The 15926-nt window shown below is 32.7% G+C and carries 12 protein-coding genes and 1 tRNA gene; 9 read left to right on the top strand and 4 right to left on the bottom strand.

Annotated elements, in window-relative coordinates; all coding sequences use genetic code 11:
* Window positions 1–90 precede the first annotated feature (90 nt).
* A complete protein-coding gene (locus AC9UEH_RS09750; RefSeq protein WP_509531226.1) occupies window positions 91–2130 on the bottom strand; it encodes a M13 family metallopeptidase in 2040 nt (679 codons plus the stop codon).
* 385 nt (window positions 2131–2515) lie between these two features.
* Between AC9UEH_RS09750 and porX the strand changes: the two genes are divergently transcribed.
* From porX to AC9UEH_RS09720, 6 genes are all read left to right on the top strand, one after another.
* The gene (gene porX / locus AC9UEH_RS09745) at window positions 2516–4069 is read left to right on the top strand and encodes a T9SS response regulator signal transducer PorX (protein ID WP_509531224.1); all 1554 of its coding nucleotides are present in this window, start codon (window positions 2516–2518) and stop codon (window positions 4067–4069) included.
* Window positions 4070–4141: 72 nt separating this feature from the next.
* Entirely contained in the window at window positions 4142–4549 is a 408-nt protein-coding gene (gene tsaE / locus AC9UEH_RS09740) for a tRNA (adenosine(37)-N6)-threonylcarbamoyltransferase complex ATPase subunit type 1 TsaE (protein WP_509531222.1), read from the top strand.
* Window positions 4550–4678: 129 nt separating this feature from the next.
* The gene (locus AC9UEH_RS09735) at window positions 4679–5872 is read left to right on the top strand and encodes an alanine dehydrogenase (protein WP_509531220.1); all 1194 of its coding nucleotides are present in this window, start codon (window positions 4679–4681) and stop codon (window positions 5870–5872) included.
* Between the two features lie 35 nt (window positions 5873–5907).
* A complete protein-coding gene (locus tag AC9UEH_RS09730) occupies window positions 5908–6282 on the top strand; it encodes a DUF4258 domain-containing protein (RefSeq protein WP_509531218.1) in 375 nt (124 codons plus the stop codon).
* Window positions 6283–6341: 59 nt separating this feature from the next.
* Window positions 6342–6416, top strand: a tRNA-Val gene (locus tag AC9UEH_RS09725).
* A 585-nt stretch (window positions 6417–7001) separates the two neighbouring features.
* The gene (locus AC9UEH_RS09720) at window positions 7002–9119 is read left to right on the top strand and encodes a T9SS type B sorting domain-containing protein (RefSeq protein ID WP_509531216.1); all 2118 of its coding nucleotides are present in this window, start codon (window positions 7002–7004) and stop codon (window positions 9117–9119) included.
* 37 nt (window positions 9120–9156) lie between these two features.
* On the opposite strand, the gene corA is transcribed toward AC9UEH_RS09720, so the two are convergent.
* The gene (gene corA / locus AC9UEH_RS09715; protein WP_509531214.1) at window positions 9157–10227 is read right to left on the bottom strand and encodes a magnesium/cobalt transporter CorA; all 1071 of its coding nucleotides are present in this window, start codon (window positions 10225–10227) and stop codon (window positions 9157–9159) included.
* A 68-nt stretch (window positions 10228–10295) separates the two neighbouring features.
* On the opposite strand from corA, the gene hutI reads away from it, so the two are divergent.
* Window positions 10296–11531: an imidazolonepropionase gene (hutI, locus tag AC9UEH_RS09710; protein WP_509531212.1), complete on the top strand. Its 1236-nt coding sequence runs from the start codon at window positions 10296–10298 to the stop codon at window positions 11529–11531.
* 74 nt (window positions 11532–11605) lie between these two features.
* On the opposite strand, the gene AC9UEH_RS09705 is transcribed toward hutI, so the two are convergent.
* Complete coding sequence (locus AC9UEH_RS09705) at window positions 11606–12490, bottom strand: DUF8428 domain-containing protein (RefSeq protein WP_509531210.1); 885 nt, start codon at window positions 12488–12490, stop codon at window positions 11606–11608.
* Window positions 12491–12579: 89 nt separating this feature from the next.
* Here AC9UEH_RS09705 and AC9UEH_RS09700 point away from each other — a divergent pair, with 89 nt between their 5' ends.
* Window positions 12580–13629: a formimidoylglutamase gene (locus AC9UEH_RS09700; RefSeq protein ID WP_509531208.1), complete on the top strand. Its 1050-nt coding sequence runs from the start codon at window positions 12580–12582 to the stop codon at window positions 13627–13629.
* 109 nt (window positions 13630–13738) lie between these two features.
* Complete coding sequence (locus tag AC9UEH_RS09695; protein ID WP_509531206.1) at window positions 13739–14992, top strand: DEAD/DEAH box helicase; 1254 nt, start codon at window positions 13739–13741, stop codon at window positions 14990–14992.
* On the opposite strand, the gene AC9UEH_RS09690 is transcribed toward AC9UEH_RS09695, so the two are convergent.
* Window positions 14989–15879: a response regulator gene (locus AC9UEH_RS09690; RefSeq protein WP_509531204.1), complete on the bottom strand. Its 891-nt coding sequence runs from the start codon at window positions 15877–15879 to the stop codon at window positions 14989–14991. The two genes, AC9UEH_RS09695 and AC9UEH_RS09690, sit on opposite strands and share 4 nt — an antisense overlap.
* Window positions 15880–15926 lie beyond the last annotated feature (47 nt).

The raw sequence follows: 15926 nt of genomic DNA, 5'->3' as shown, positions 1-15926 counted from the left end.
ATACACAATATTCGTTTTACGAAAACGGAAAATACAAACAAAAAAAGACCGCTCATAAGGAACGGTCTTTACTATAATTCGGTATAAAATCTACCAAATAACTACCCGAAGCAAGTCAGGTTGAAACATTTTATTTCCTGCTTTTACATTAAACCCTTTGTAAAATTCTGGCATATTACTCAAAGGTCCATTAATTCTGAATTGCGCTGGTGCGTGAACATCCGTCATAATTTGTGTTGCCAATGCCTCATCTTTAATATTTACCATCCAAGCATATCCATAAGCAAGGAAATACCTTTGGTCGGGTGTCAAATTGCTAATTTTCTCGTTGTTTTTATATTGAGAAGTTTTCTTAAACGCTTCGTAACCCATAACAACGCCACCTAAATCGGCAATGTTTTCTCCTTGAGTTGCATCGCCATTGATATGTTTGTCGCCCAAAATGGTGAACTTATTGAATTGAGAAACTATCAATTTTGTTTTAGCTTGGAATTTTTTCAAATCTTCAGCTGTCCACCAATTGTTCAAATTCCCATTTTCATCATATTGACTACCTTGATCGTCAAATCCATGGGTAATTTCGTGACCAAAAGTAGAACCGCCAATAATTCCATATAAAATAGCGTCGTCAGGCATTCTTCCTTCATATCCAGGCACCATAATGTTACACGCTGGAACTACAATTTCGTTATTACTTGGGTTGTAATAGGCGTTATACGTTTGCGGTTGCATATTCCATTCGGTTCTGTCAACTGGTTTTCCGAATTTATTTATCATAAAATTATAGCCCCAAATATTGGCTTGCATCACATTGGCACAATACGATTTTCTATCGATATTCATCGTGCTCATATCTTTCCATTTGTCGGGGTATCCCACTTTCATTACAATTTTACTTAATTTATGCAATGCTTTTACTTTAGTAGCTTCACTCATCCAATCTAATTTTTTGATATGATCGGCATAGACTTCTCGGATGTTGTTTCCAATTTCCAATAACTTTTCTTTCGAGCCTTTCGGCAAATATTCAGCAACGTAAACTTGACCGATTAATTCTCCCAATGATTCGTCCGTTTGTCCTACCACTCGTTTCCAACGTGGTTTTTGTTTTGAAACACCATTTAAAACGGTTGAATAAAATTTGAAGTTTTGATTTTCGATAGCACTATCTAAATAAGAGGCATAAGAATTGACCAAATCCCATTTCAAATAGGTTTTCCAATCTTCGATAGAATAGGTTTTCACCAATGAATTTAAGGCTTTGTAGAATTCTGGTTGGCCAACAATTATTGTATCTGCTTTTGCGACACCAAAAATGGGTAAAATAGCTTTCCAAGCGATATTTGGTGTTGACTTGCTTAAATCGGCAACGGTCATTTTGTTGTAATTTTTAATTGGATCACGAAGCGCTTCCAATTTGCGGGAGGCTTTCGCCAAATCGGTTTCCAATTTCATAATTGTTCCTGCATTTTTTGTCGCTGCAACTTCGTCTTGACCAATTAATTTCATCATTGCTTGCAGATGCTTTACATATTCATTTCTAATAGAAACGGTATGTTCGTCGGTATTGAAATAGTAATCTCTGTTGCCCAATCCCAAACCACCTTGTCCTAAAAACAAAGCATATTTGGTACTGATTTTATCATCTTGTCCTATATAAAATGAAAATGCTGGGCTTGCGCCAATAGTGTGTAAATGGGCAATTGCAGCCATTAACGACGGAACATCTTTTATATTTTCGATGTTTGTAAATTCCGATTTTAAAGGTGCGATTCCTGTTTTTTCAATAGCAAGAGAATCCATTCCAGATGCATAGAAATCACCGATTTTTTGTTTGTTGCTTCCTTTTTCTACGCTTTCGTCTTTAGCCGATTTTTCGCAAATTTGCTTGATTTGGTTGTTGATAGTGTCGCCAATGGTTCTGAAAATACCGTTGCTTTTCTCTGTTGATGGAATTGGGTGGTTTTTGAACCAACCTCCATTTGCATATAGAAAAAAGTTTTCCGCTGGATTTACCAATGTATCTCTGTTGGATACTAATGGGTCGTTGAACTCAGCTTCTTTTTTGTTGCAACTCATTAATTGTAAACTTGCAATGGCAAGAATAAACAGTTTTTTAGAATTTGTCATAGTAGTTTTATTAGTTTTATTGGGTTCCAATCGGAAAGTTTCAAATTTAAATAATATTATTGGTTTACGCTAAAATAATTTATAGGTATTTAATTTGAAATAATTTGGTATTTTAGATTTAGTACCGTTGAAATCGTAACGTTTTTAGCCCTGATTGCAGCGGAAAGCCCGGAATGAAAAAAGGTAGTTTTTCTTGGCGAAAAAGAGCGACCGAAGGAAGCTCCTTTTTTGGCTTAGAAAAACAACTTTTTGAATGAGGACTTGTAACGGAAAGCAGGAAATAGCTTCAAATGAAAAAAATTACAATAAAATTAAGAAGTTGGCGTTGAAATAGTGTTAAATTGCTTCAAAATAATAACAGGATTTTAGAACTAAAAATTGGGATATGGACAACATAAAAATACTTTGGGTTGATGATGAAATTGAGCATTTAAAACCGCATATTTTATTTTTGGAGATGAAGAATTATCATGTTACGACCTGTAATAACGGGCGTGATGCTATTGATATTTTTGAAGAAGGGAATTTTGATATTGTTTTTTTAGATGAAAATATGCCTGGAATGAGTGGCTTGGAAACCTTGGCAGAAATGAAGGAAAAGAAATCTTCGACGCCCATGATTATGATTACCAAGAGCGAGGAGGAATATATTATGGAGGAGGCAATTGGGTCGAAAATTGCGGATTATTTGATAAAACCAGTGAATCCAAATCAGATTTTATTGAGTTTGAAGAAGAATTTGGATCATTCGAGATTGATTTCACAAAAAACAACATTGGATTATCAGAAGGAATTTCGCAAGATTTCGATGGAAATGGCGATGGTGAATTCCTATGAAGATTGGGTGGAATTGTATAAAAAACTGATTTTTTGGGAATTGGAATTGGAGAATATCAACGACCATGGAATGATTCAGATTTTGGAATCTCAAAAAGCGGAGGCAAATTCACAATTTGGAAAATTTATAGAGCGAAATTACGAAGATTGGTTCGCACCGAAAGCGGATAAACCGATTCAATCGCACACGCTTTTTCGCGAATTAGTAGTTCCTGAAATCACCAAAAAAGACAAGCCAATATTATTTGTGGTGATTGATAATTTACGTTACGACCAATGGAAAGTTTTTGAAAGTGTGGTGAAAAATCATTATAAATTAGAAAAGGAAGTTCCGTATTATGCGTTACTCCCAACGGCTACACAGTATGCTAGGAATGCCATTTTCTCAGGATTGACGCCATTAGAAATGGAAAAACAGTTTCCTCAATATTGGAAAAATGATCCTGACGAAGGTGGAAAAAACTTGTATGAAGCGGAATTTTTAACGGCACATTTAAAACGTTTGGGCATAAATATAAAACAAGATTATTTTAAAATTACGAATTTGGCAGCGGGGAAAAAACTCGTTGACAATTTCAAAACATTGAAAAATAATGATTTGGTGACGGTGGTTTATAATTTTGTGGACATGCTTTCGCACGCTAAAACAGAAATGGATGTTGTGAAAGAATTGGCTTCTGATGACAAGGCGTATCGCTCACTGACATTGAGTTGGTTTAAAAATTCGCCGCTTTTAGAAATCATTCAACAGGCACAAAAATTAGGATTTAAGTTGATTTTGACTACCGATCACGGAACAATAAATGTGAAAAATCCATCGAAAGTTATTGGGGATAAAAACACGAGTTTGAACCTGAGATACAAAACAGGAAGAAGTTTGACGTATGAAGATAAAGATGTTTATGCGGTGAAAGACCCAAAAAATATTGGATTGCCGACTATAAATATGAGTAGTTCTTATATTTTTGCAAAGAATGATTTTTTCTTGGCGTATGTCAATAATTACAATCATTATGTGAGTTATTATCGCAATACGTATCAGCACGGTGGAATTTCATTGGAAGAAATGATTATTCCGTTTTTAGTAATGAATCCGAAGTAGGGATTAAGATTTTAGATTTTAGAATTTAGATTAAAAAAGTAAATAGAAATAGTTTTACACAAAATAACATAAATGGAAGTTGTTTTTTCAATAGACGAATTAGAACGTGTTGCCCAGAAAATTATCGCAAGAAATCCCAATAAAGTACTATTATTTAATGGGGAAATGGGCGTTGGCAAAACCACTTTAATCAAAAAAATATGTTCGATTCTTGGAGTTGAAGGCGCAACAAGCAGTCCAACTTTTTCATTAGTTAATGAATATCAAACTTATAACAATCAAATAGTTTACCATTTTGATTGTTATCGTCTTAAAAACGAAACCGAAGCTTTGGATATGGGAATTGACGAGTATTTATATTCCGGAAATTGGTGCTTTATTGAATGGTCCGAAAAAATCAAAAATTTAATTCCCGAAGTGCATTCGGTTGTAAATATCAAATTACAATCTGACGGAAAACGAATATTAGAATTAAAATAAAAAACCTTAATTTTGAATATATTTTCAGAAATTTATAGTGATGTAAACTATCCAAATCGAAAAAATAAACTGTCGATTTTCCTTTATTAGTTTATTTTTCATAAATTTATAGATTAATTTCAAAACCCAATGGCTATAACCCCTTTTTCCAAAATACAATTAATTCCTCAAGAAGAAAAACTTGAAATTACAAAACATCGGAGTGAGCTTTTTATTGGAATCCCAAAAGAAACCAGTTATCAAGAGCGCAGAATTTGCCTAACTCCAGATGCCGTAAATTCACTGGTATCGCACGGACATCGTGTAATGATTGAGACAGGAGCAGGATTGAGTGCCAGCTATTCCGACAAAGAATACAGTGATGCCGGTGCCGAAATGACTGCTGATACAAACAAAGTCTTGAGTTGTCCGATGATTTTAAAAGTAGGCCCACTAACTCTTGCCGAAATTGAATTTATTAATCCCGAAACTATTGTCCTTTCTGCTATTCAATTAAAAACACGCCGCAAGGAATATTTTGAATTACTATCAAAGAAGAAAATTACCGCACTAGCATATGAATATATAAAAGACGAAGACGGCTCCTACCCTGCTGTAAAATCACTTAGTGAAATTGCGGGAACAGCTTCTATATTAATTGCTTCAGAATTAATGATTAACAATCAATTTGGAAAAGGCTTGCTTTTTGGAAACATAACGGGCGTTCCTCCAACTGAAGTTGTTATTCTTGGCGCTGGAACCGTGGGTGAATTTGCCGCTAAAAGTGCTCTAGGACTTGGGGCAAATGTAAAAGTTTTTGACAATTCAATTACAAAATTAAGACGGTTGCAAAACAATTTGAACCAGCGAATTTTCACTTCTACAATTCAGCCAAAAGCGTTATTAAAGGCTTTACGCCGATGTGATGTAGCAATAGGTGCAATGCGAGGAAAAGAACGATGCCCCGTAGTAGTTACCGAAACAATGGTTGAATTAATGAAAAAGGGTTCTGTAATAGTTGATGTTAGTATTGATACTGGAGGTTGTTTTGAAACTTCCGAAGTTACGACTCACGAAAAACCAACCTTTATTCATCACGATGTTATTCACTATTGCGTGCCAAATATACCTTCGCGTTATTCCAAAACGGCATCACTTTCAATAAGCAATATCATCACTCCTTCCCTACTTCAAATTGCCGATGATGGCGGCATTGAACGTGCCATTCGTTGCGATAAAGGCTTGAAAAATGGCGTTTACTTATACCACGGAATACTTACAAACAAAGCAATTGGCGATTGGTTCAATTTGCTTTACAGCGATATTAATTTAATTGTTTTTTAACAGCACTTTGACTTACCTTTGCAAAAATATTTAAAATGAAATTTTACCAACGATTTGCTTATTATCTTGTAGGACTCATTATGGGTTGCTTCTTTGTAGCCATGGTTTTAAGCGGAAAAGATGCCAGATGTAATTATTTTCCAAATGCAAGGGTTTTGAATGATTTAAGTTCAAAACCTTTTAATGTTTCCGATGTTGCAGCAGCAAAATTGAAAGAAAATTGGGTTGATATAAACGATATTAAGAACACTTTGAAATATGGCGATGTTGATTTTGACAAAAGCAATATGAAATATGAAAATGGTAAAATATATATTGTAGAAGGCAAAACTATTAAGAATCAGCCTATTGTTCTTGAATTTATAAACTATGCAGACAAAGTAGTTTTGAAAGACATCATAAAAAAGTAATTTTTATTGAAACATAGTTGCAAATACAAATACTAAATGTATATTTGCAAACCTAATTAGGGCGATTAGCTCAGCTGGTTCAGAGCACCTCGTTTACACCGAGGGGGTCGGGGGTTCGAACCCCTCATCGCCCACAATTAAAAAAGACAAACTTGAATTTCGAGATTGTCTTTTTTTTTGGAGCAGAAATTTCCTATTTCACCTCACGATTCCACCCGCTATTCTCAATATCCACACCCAAAAGCGTGGGATGCCGCTACTATCGGGGCTAAAAATCATGTTTTTATTTTCATAATTACGTTTGTCAATCTGAATTTATTTCAGATGCTGTTTTCATTGAGATGCTGAAACAAGTGAAACTAATTGAAGTTTGACTACGTTAAATTCTTATGAAACTAAAATCTCTCTAATTTCCAGAATCCCGCATGAAGGGTGGCAGCGGAAATCCTCTGTGGAACGAAGTGGAACAGAGATTGCAGAGAACGACCTGACCCGAAGTTTTTACGAAGGGGCATGCCCAAATTAAAAAAACTTTTATAGATGTTGATAAATTATTACTTTGGATGCTAAATGAATTCTTAATTTGTTTCATAAAATGCGTAAATTTACTTTTTTTACAAAAGTTACTTTATGTGATAATAACATTTAATACCAAAAAGGTTATGAAATATCATTCAACTTTTTGATTTAATCCCAATTGAATAATTGAATAAAACGGTATGATTTGCTCCAAAGGAAAAATTAAAATAATTAAATTAGTGTTGTTCCTAAACACTATTTTCTCTTCCGTTAACGGCATGTCTCAAAATGATTGTATCGATGCAATATTAATTTGTGGAAATGCCAATTTATCAGGATTAACTGCTACGGGAATTGGAATACAGGAAATAACGCCCGACAATGCTTGTAGTAGTGGGGAAAATAATAGTCTTTGGTTGAAAATTAAAATTAATACTGGAGGAACATTGGGTTTTGTTTTAACTCCCCAAAGTACAGATTTAATTGAAGATCTTGATTTTTGGATTTTTGGACCTAATGTAAATTGTTCTAATATAGGGACTGCTATTCGATGTTCGACCACTAATCCCATAGATATCAATCAAGCAGATAATTTAACCGGAATCAATAGTACAGAAACAGATGTTAGTGAAGGACCTGGAAATAATGGAAACAGCTTTGTAAAATGGCTAGATGTTCTAGATAATGAAACCTATTATATCGCAATTGACCGTCCTACTGGAATTAGTGCTTTTTCTATAGCTTGGACGGGAACTGCAACTTTTTATCAAACGCCAATTCCAATTACTTCAAATAATTTGCAACTATGTAGTTTGCCAAATTTACCTGGAAAAGCAATTTTTGATTTAACACCCAACATAAATCTATCAATTGGAAATCAAACTAATGTTGTTGCCACTTTTTTTACATCGTATAACGATGCCGTTACAAACACTAGTCCAATTCTTAATCCAAATGCCTATCAAAACCTTGTAAATCCTCAACAAATATACATTCAATTACTAAATATATACACAGGATGTTTTGCGATTTCAAACTTTAGTTTATCTGTTGCTTTACCAGCTATAACTGGATTTTCATATTCCACTCCTGTATGTATTAATGATGTAAATCCTACCGTCATAACTTCTTCGGGATTTACAAATGGGGGAATTTATTCTTCAACTTCAGGATTAAATATAAACCCAACCAACGGAAATATTGATCTAACTTCTAGTATTCCCGGAAACTATGTCGTAACTTATACTATAATAGGAAATCCTACTAATTGTCAAAATGTAGCAAGTTCTACTTTCATGATTACTATTAATCCGTTACCATCAATAACACCTAATACAACACAACAATCACTATGTATTAATACAGCAATTAATACAATTTCATACAACATTGGAGGTTTCGCTACTGGAGCGTCAATCACTACTGGTTCATTACCTTTAGGATTAACAGGAACATATAATAATGGTGTTTTTATAATAAATGGGACTCCCTTATCATCAGGCAGCTTCAATTATACTTTGACAACTACAGGAGGATGTTCCCCTGATGCATCTTTTAATGGAATTATTATTATTAATTCTTTACCAATAGTTACGCTACCACAAGATGGATACATTTGTGTAAACGATTTAGGAAATCCAACAGGTACGTTTTTATTATCTACTAATATAAGTACAGCTACCAACTCATTTGTATGGTCAGATAGTTCTGGGATAATTACAGGACAATCCGGAAGCAATTATACAGCAACTTCTCCAGGAAATTATTCTGTTATAACTACAAATATTAATACAGGTTGTAAAAGCGAAAGAGCTACAACAACCATAGCTTCCTTTTTTCCTCCATTACTAGTTATAGCTACCATAACAAGTTATTTTACAGACATACAAACCATCAGAATTACAGTTTTACCAGAAGGGATTTATGAATATAAATTGGACAATAATTTATTTCAAGAAAATAATGAATTTACAAATCTTTCTATGGGAACACATGAAGTTTTTGTGAGAGATAAATTTGGATGTGGTTTGAAAAAAATAGTTGTACAAATAATAAATTACCCGAATTACTTTACGCCAAATGGAGATAGTTATCATGATTTATGGAATATTAATGAATTAAAAAACCAACTAAATTCCTATATAAATATATTTGATCGCTATGGTAAGTTAATAAAACAAATTAAACCGTCAGGACCCGGTTGGGACGGAAATTATAATGGAAATCCTTTGCCAGCAACCGATTATTGGTTTACAGTATATTATGTAGAACAAAATAAAAACGAACAATTTAGTTCCCATTTTTCTCTTCTGAGATGATGAAAATTCATACTGTTATTTATTTTAACTAAAAAAATCAAAACCAATTGCGTTTTTTAAAGTAATAAACCATTCCAATCACAATAGAAAACATAAATCCGATTACGATAAAATACCCATTTGGATTTTTCAATTCAGGCATGTACTCAAAATTCATTCCATAAACCCCAACAATAAAAGTCAAAGGAATAAATATGGCTGAAATAACCGTCAAGATCTTCATAACTTCATTCATTCTATGATTTTGAGAAGAAAAAAAGAAATTTGATGCACTTTCGAGTGTTATCATATCGTCGTCAATTTGATCTAAAAGTTCTAAACTTTTTTGGTGTAATCGAGCAAAAAAGCTGAAATTTTCAGGAGCAATAGCATTGAAAACATCATCATCTTTAATGCTTTTGATAGAATATAAGGAATCTCGTAAAGGAATAATAGAACGTTTCAAAAAATTAAAATTATCCCGGTGTTTCTCAATTTGCACTAAAATAGATGGATTAGCACTAGTTTTAGAAAGACTAATTAACAATTCTACCTTGTCTTCTTCCGCTTCTATAGTGATATAAAAATTTTCCATTATCGCATCTAGCAATAAATAAAGTAAATAATCTGCTTTTTTAGTTCTTACAATTCCTGAATGGGTTCTAATTCGCTCCCGAATATGAGCAAAAAAATCGCTCCTTTTTTCTTGAAAGGATACTAAAACACCTTCTTTTATTAGGAAACTTATTTGTTCAACAGAAATATTATCGGAATTCTCCGTTGGTAAAAGTGATTTTATATTGAAAAATAAAACATCGTGAAGTTCATCTAATTTTGTTCTTCGGGTTGTATTTAAAATATCTCCTAAAATAAAATTATCAACATCTAAAAAAGTCCCAATTGATTTTATCAATTCAATATCATTCAAACCATGAATATTCAACCAATTTATTTTTTTTAAATTCAGTGTTTCAGGAAATTCGTCTATATTAAAATCAGGATATTCCGTTAAATCGGTATCATCATAGACAAACAATTGCATTTCGGTTTGCAGTTTCTTGTGAATGCCCGTATATTCTAAAATGGAAGGTTGAACTTTTCTGCCTTTTTTGTATCTAATTTTTCTCACAATGTCTAATTTTGTATAAATTTAAGAATTATTATAAAATTCAGACTATTTTTACTAAAAATCATTACATGAAAATTTTAATTATCAATATAAAGGAGTTAATTCAAGTTCGTGAAAAAGGAATTTTAAAAGTTTCAGGGTTAGAAATGGGGTTACTTCCAACTATTAAAAACGCGTTTTTATTAATTGAAAATGATGTAATAGTTGCTTTTGGAGAAATGGAAAATTGTCCGAAAACTAATGTGAAAACTACGATAGATGCCGTTGGGAAAATGGTTCTCCCTACTTGGTGCGACAGCCACACACATATCGTTTACGCAGGAAATAGAGAGCAAGAATTTGTAGATAGAATTAATGGTTTGTCTTATGAAGAAATTGCCTATCGTGGTGGTGGAATTCTAAATTCGGCTAAAAAGCTCAACGAAACTTCAGAAGAAGAGCTTTATAATCAATCGAAAGTTAGGTTGGAAGAAGTAATAAAATTAGGAACTGGAGCCGTCGAAATTAAATCAGGTTACGGACTTTCTGTTGAAGGGGAACTGAAAATGCTTCGGGTAATTCAAAAACTAAAAGCCAATTATCCCATAGCTATTAAAGCTACTTTCCTTGGTGCGCATTCATTTCCATTAGAATATAAAGAAAATCATAAAGGTTATATTGATTTAATTATCAATGAAATGATTCCTCAAATTGCCAAAGAACAACTTGCTGATTTTATAGATGTTTTTTGTGAAATGGGTTATTTTTCTGTACAAGAAACCGAACAAATTATGGCTGCAGGAATACAATTTGGATTAATTCCGAAAATTCACGTCAATCAATTCAATGCTATTGGTGGAATTAAAGCAGCTGTAAAATACAACGCACTTTCTGTAGATCATCTTGAAGTTATGAATTCTGAAGATATTGAAGCCCTGAAAAATACCGAAACTATGCCTGTTGCGTTGCCTTCGTGTTCTTATTTTTTGAATATTCCTTACACACCCGCACGAGAAATGATTTCGGCAGGATTACCATTGGCATTAGCCTCCGATTTTAATCCTGGCTCTACTCCTTCTGGAAATATGAATTTTGTGGTCGCTACGGCTTGCATAAAAATGAAAATGACACCCGAAGAAGCTATTAATGCAGCTACAATTAATGGTGCTTTTGCAATGGGAATTTCTGAAACTCATGGAAGTATAACTATAGGTAAAAAAGCTAATATCATTGTCACTAAGCCAATTAGCTCTTTTTATCAGTTGCCTTATGCATTCGGAAGCAACCTTATAGAAACTGTAATTATTGGCGGAACTATTGTTTAGAAACATTAATAATAAGAAATAAAAAAAGGGATTCGTTTGTAGCGAATCCCTTTTTATTTATGGCTGAAAGTTGACTATCTCAATGAAAAGCTAGTTTTAGATACCAATTCTCCTTTGTCGAAAACATTCACAAAATAAGTTCCTTTTTCAAGTTTGTCACTTGGTAAATTTTGAGTTACATCAACCGTTTTATTTTCATATTTAACATTGGCAGCAAAGCTATAGGTTAGCGTTTTGTCACCAAAAGCTTCTGTCTGTTTTTCACCAATAACGTTATTTTTACTATCAATTACTTGAACATAGTATTTTTTATCTCCTGATTTTGCAATAGAATTTTCGGCAATTGTGAAACTAATTTTTAAAATATCTGCACGACTTGCTTTATCTGTTTCTATTTCTTTTCCAGAACTTCTTACTTTAAAAGCAGTAGTTTTTAAATTCAAGACACTTAACTTAGAACCTTTTTCAACTGTTTTAGCTAAATCTTCATTTTGTCCAACTAAAACTTCATTGAATTTTTTAGATTCACCTAATACCACAATTGTGCTATCACGTTGAACGGTTAAAACGGTGTTGTCTTTCTTTAAACCCTCGTTTTCAGCAACTAAACCTTTCATTTTTGATTCTAATTCAAGAAATTGTTTTTTGTATTTTGCCATTGAAGCAACATCTCCTTTAGATTTTTTCAAATTTGTCATCAAAGCAACAACTTTGTCTCTTTCTGCAATTAATTCATCTGACATTGAAGTGTTTTCAGCAATTGCAGCGTCATAAGTAGATTTTAAAGCTTGTAAGTCTTTCATTACAGACTCTTTTTCTGTAATTGTAGTGGTCAATTTAGTTTGAGTAGCATTTGCATCTGAAGTTATCTTGTAGGTATATACTAAACTAATTGCCAAAAGCACCGATAATGCAATAATAATTGCCTTTAAACTTGAATTACTTTTTTGATTTTCCATTTTATGATTAATTTTTTACGAAAATAATAATTTATATTCTAATAACGTAACTAATTAAATTATATTATTTTTGATGAAAGAAAATTTCTATGGAAAAATTGATTCTCTTCACGGTTAACGACCTAGCAAAAGTTACCAACTTCAGATGTGGAGAGGTGAAATTTGGCGAAAAAATGATTACAGTTCCTAAAAATTCTGATGCAATATCATTTTTAAAAACGTGTGATGCTAAATATGTTTTGTTAGGAATCCCTGAAGATATTGGAATTAGAGCTAATTATGGTCGCCCTGGAGCAGCTTCGGCTTGGGAAAGTGCCATAAAAAGCATTGCAAATATTCAACACAATCGGTTTTGTAAAGGAAGTCAATTACTTGTTTTAGGACATTTAGATGTAACAGATGAGATGGCTGAAAGTCAAAAATTAGATTTTAATGTTGTAAATGACCGAAAAAAATTAAATCAATTAGTTCATAAAATCGATAAAGAAGTTTCACATATCATTTTTAATATAATAAAAGCTGGAAAAACCCCAATCATTATTGGCGGTGGTCACAATAATTCTTATGGAAATATTAAAGGCGTTGCATTGGCAAAAGGGAAACCTATTAATGCAATTAATTTTGATGCCCATTCCGATTTTAGAATTTTGGAAGGTCGTCACAGTGGAAATGGTTTTTCGTATGCGTATGAAGAAGGATTTTTAAACAAGTATTTCATCTTTGGATTGCATGAAAATTATATTTCAAAAAGTGTTTTAGATTCATTGAAAAAAATTGAAGACCGCATTAAATTTAACACCTACGATGAAATTCAAATTAGAAAACAAAAAAAGTTCGAACCTGAAATGACTGCAGCATTAGAATTTATCAAAGACGACTGTTTTGGAATAGAAATAGACCTTGATGCGATTCCTAATATTGCGAGTAGTGCTATGACATTAAGCGGTTTTTCGGTTGAAAAATTACGACAATTTGTTTACTATTTTGGAAGCAATCAAAATGCTTCTTATCTTCATATTTGCGAAGGTGCTCCTGATTTAGGCGACGAAAAAAACACCCATTTAATTGGTAAATTAATTGGTTATTTAGTTACCGATTTTATGAAAGCCAATTATGTAAACCCTACAAATAATCAATAAATCGAAGCATTTTCATTTGCTTTAAGCGCAAAAAATAGTGTTACAATTAATAAAACCTATATTTGCACAGAATTTTAGTACGTAATACTAAATTCTAAATACCAAAAATATGTTATTCGAAGATTTATCACTTTCAAAAAGTATCCAAAAAGCCGTATTTGAATTAGGCTATACAGAAGCAACTCCCATTCAAGAACAAGCAATTCCAATCGTTTTAGCGGGTCAAGATTTAATAGGTTGTGCACAAACAGGAACAGGAAAAACGGGTGCATTTGCAATACCAATCATACATCAATTGCACAGAATTGTAGGATCTACAAAAAAAGCAAAACAAATTCGTGCTTTAGTTGTAACACCAACAAGAGAATTAGCGGTTCAAATTGGGCAAAGTTTTGAAGCGTACGGAAAATACACCAACTTAACGCAACTTACTATATTTGGTGGGGTTTCGCAAAATCCACAAGTTGATACTTTGAGAAATGGTGTCGATATTTTGGTGGCAACACCTGGACGATTATTAGATTTACACAAACAAGGATTCATAGATTTAGACCATTTGCATACTTTGGTTCTTGATGAAGCAGATCAAATGTTGGACATGGGATTTGTAAATGACGTAAAGAAAATCGTTAAATTGACTCCAAAAAACAGACAAACTTTATTCTTTTCGGCTACAATGCCAATAGCAATTCGGGAATTGGCAGAAATGTTTCTTCAAGATCCTGCAACAGTTTCAGTTTCACCCGTTTCGTCAACAGCGGAAAATGTAGAACAAAGAGTCTATTTTGTTGATAAAACGGAAAAAAGAAATTTATTATACCATTTAATAAAAAACGAAAATCTATCCGATGTTTTGGTGTTTTCAAGAACAAAACATGGGGCTGACAATGTTGTAAAAGCGTTGAGAAAACAAAATATTGCTGCTGAAGCCATTCACGGTGATAAATCTCAAAATGCAAGACAACGTGTTTTAGATGCATTTAAAAATAAAGAAGTTGGCGTTCTTGTTGCCACAGATATTGCTGCCCGAGGAATTGATATTGATCAATTGCCATTTGTAATCAATTTTGATTTGCCCAATGTTCCTGAAACCTACGTGCACCGAATTGGTAGAACAGGACGTGCTGGAAATGGTGGAATTGCAATTTCATTCTGTAGTAAAGACGAGCATGCGTATTGGAAAGACATTCAAAAATTGATAAAAGTAGAGGTAAAAACGGTTTCCGATCATCCGTATCCTTGGCATAGTGGAAGTCCTGAAACAGCTCCTGCGGCTGCACAAAATAATTCTAATAGAAGCGGAGAAGCTAACAAATCTAGAAAATCTTCAAATTCAAAACAGAATAAAAAGCGCTGGTACTAATCAACGTTTTTTGTTTTTTGTAACTGATTACTAATTGCTTGTAATAGTTCTGAAGATTTGAATGGTTTTGAAATAAAGTCGTTCATTCCAGAAGTTAAAACTGCGTCTTTTACTTCGTTTGCCGAAAAAGCGGTAAGTGCAATTATTGGGGTTTTTATGTTTAATTTTCTGATTTTTTTTGCTGTTTTATATCCGTCCATCACAGGCATATTAATATCCATTAAGATTAAATCAAAAGACTCGTGCTTCAAAATTTCTAAAGCCTCCATCCCACTTTCTATCATAGTGCAATTGCAATGCCATTTTTCTAAAATCATTTTAGTCACTAATTGATTTATTTTATTGTCTTCAACTGTCAAAACTTTCAGATTTACAAGTTCGGAATGTAAAAATTCTGTAGCTACAGTTTTAGGAGAATCGGAAGTAACATTTTGAAATTTAATTGCGAAATTGATTGTCGTTCCTTTATCAATTTCACTTTTCAAATGAATTTCGCTATCAAATAATAGTATCAACTTCTTAACTATTGACAATCCTAAACCAGTGCCTTGATAATCTTCTTTATTGTTATTTATTTGAACAAATCTATCGAAAATTTTGGTTTGATTTTCAAGTGCAATTCCAATCCCAGTATCTTTTACTTCAAATTCAATTATACTAAAATCATCTTCCTTTTCAATTAAATTAACAGTCAAATTAACCTTTCCTTTTTTAGTAAATTTGAGTGAATTTCCTAATAAATTAATTATTATTTGAGATAACTTATCTTTGTCTCCAATTAACTGTTTAGGAATTTTTTTATCAATAGTAAAGGCTATTTCATTACAATTTGTTTTGAATAAAACATTTAATGTTCCTAAAATAGAATTCATTTCATCAAAAATCACAGCTATCCGAAAGTTTTAGAAAAAATCTAAATTTCCTTTGTTAGGTA

The sequence above is a fragment of the Flavobacterium sp. genome, from assembly GCF_040402835.1.
Classification (GTDB): domain Bacteria; phylum Bacteroidota; class Bacteroidia; order Flavobacteriales; family Flavobacteriaceae; genus Flavobacterium.
Note: the sequence above shows the minus strand (reverse complement) of the source record. Positions and strands in the feature narration are given on the sequence as shown.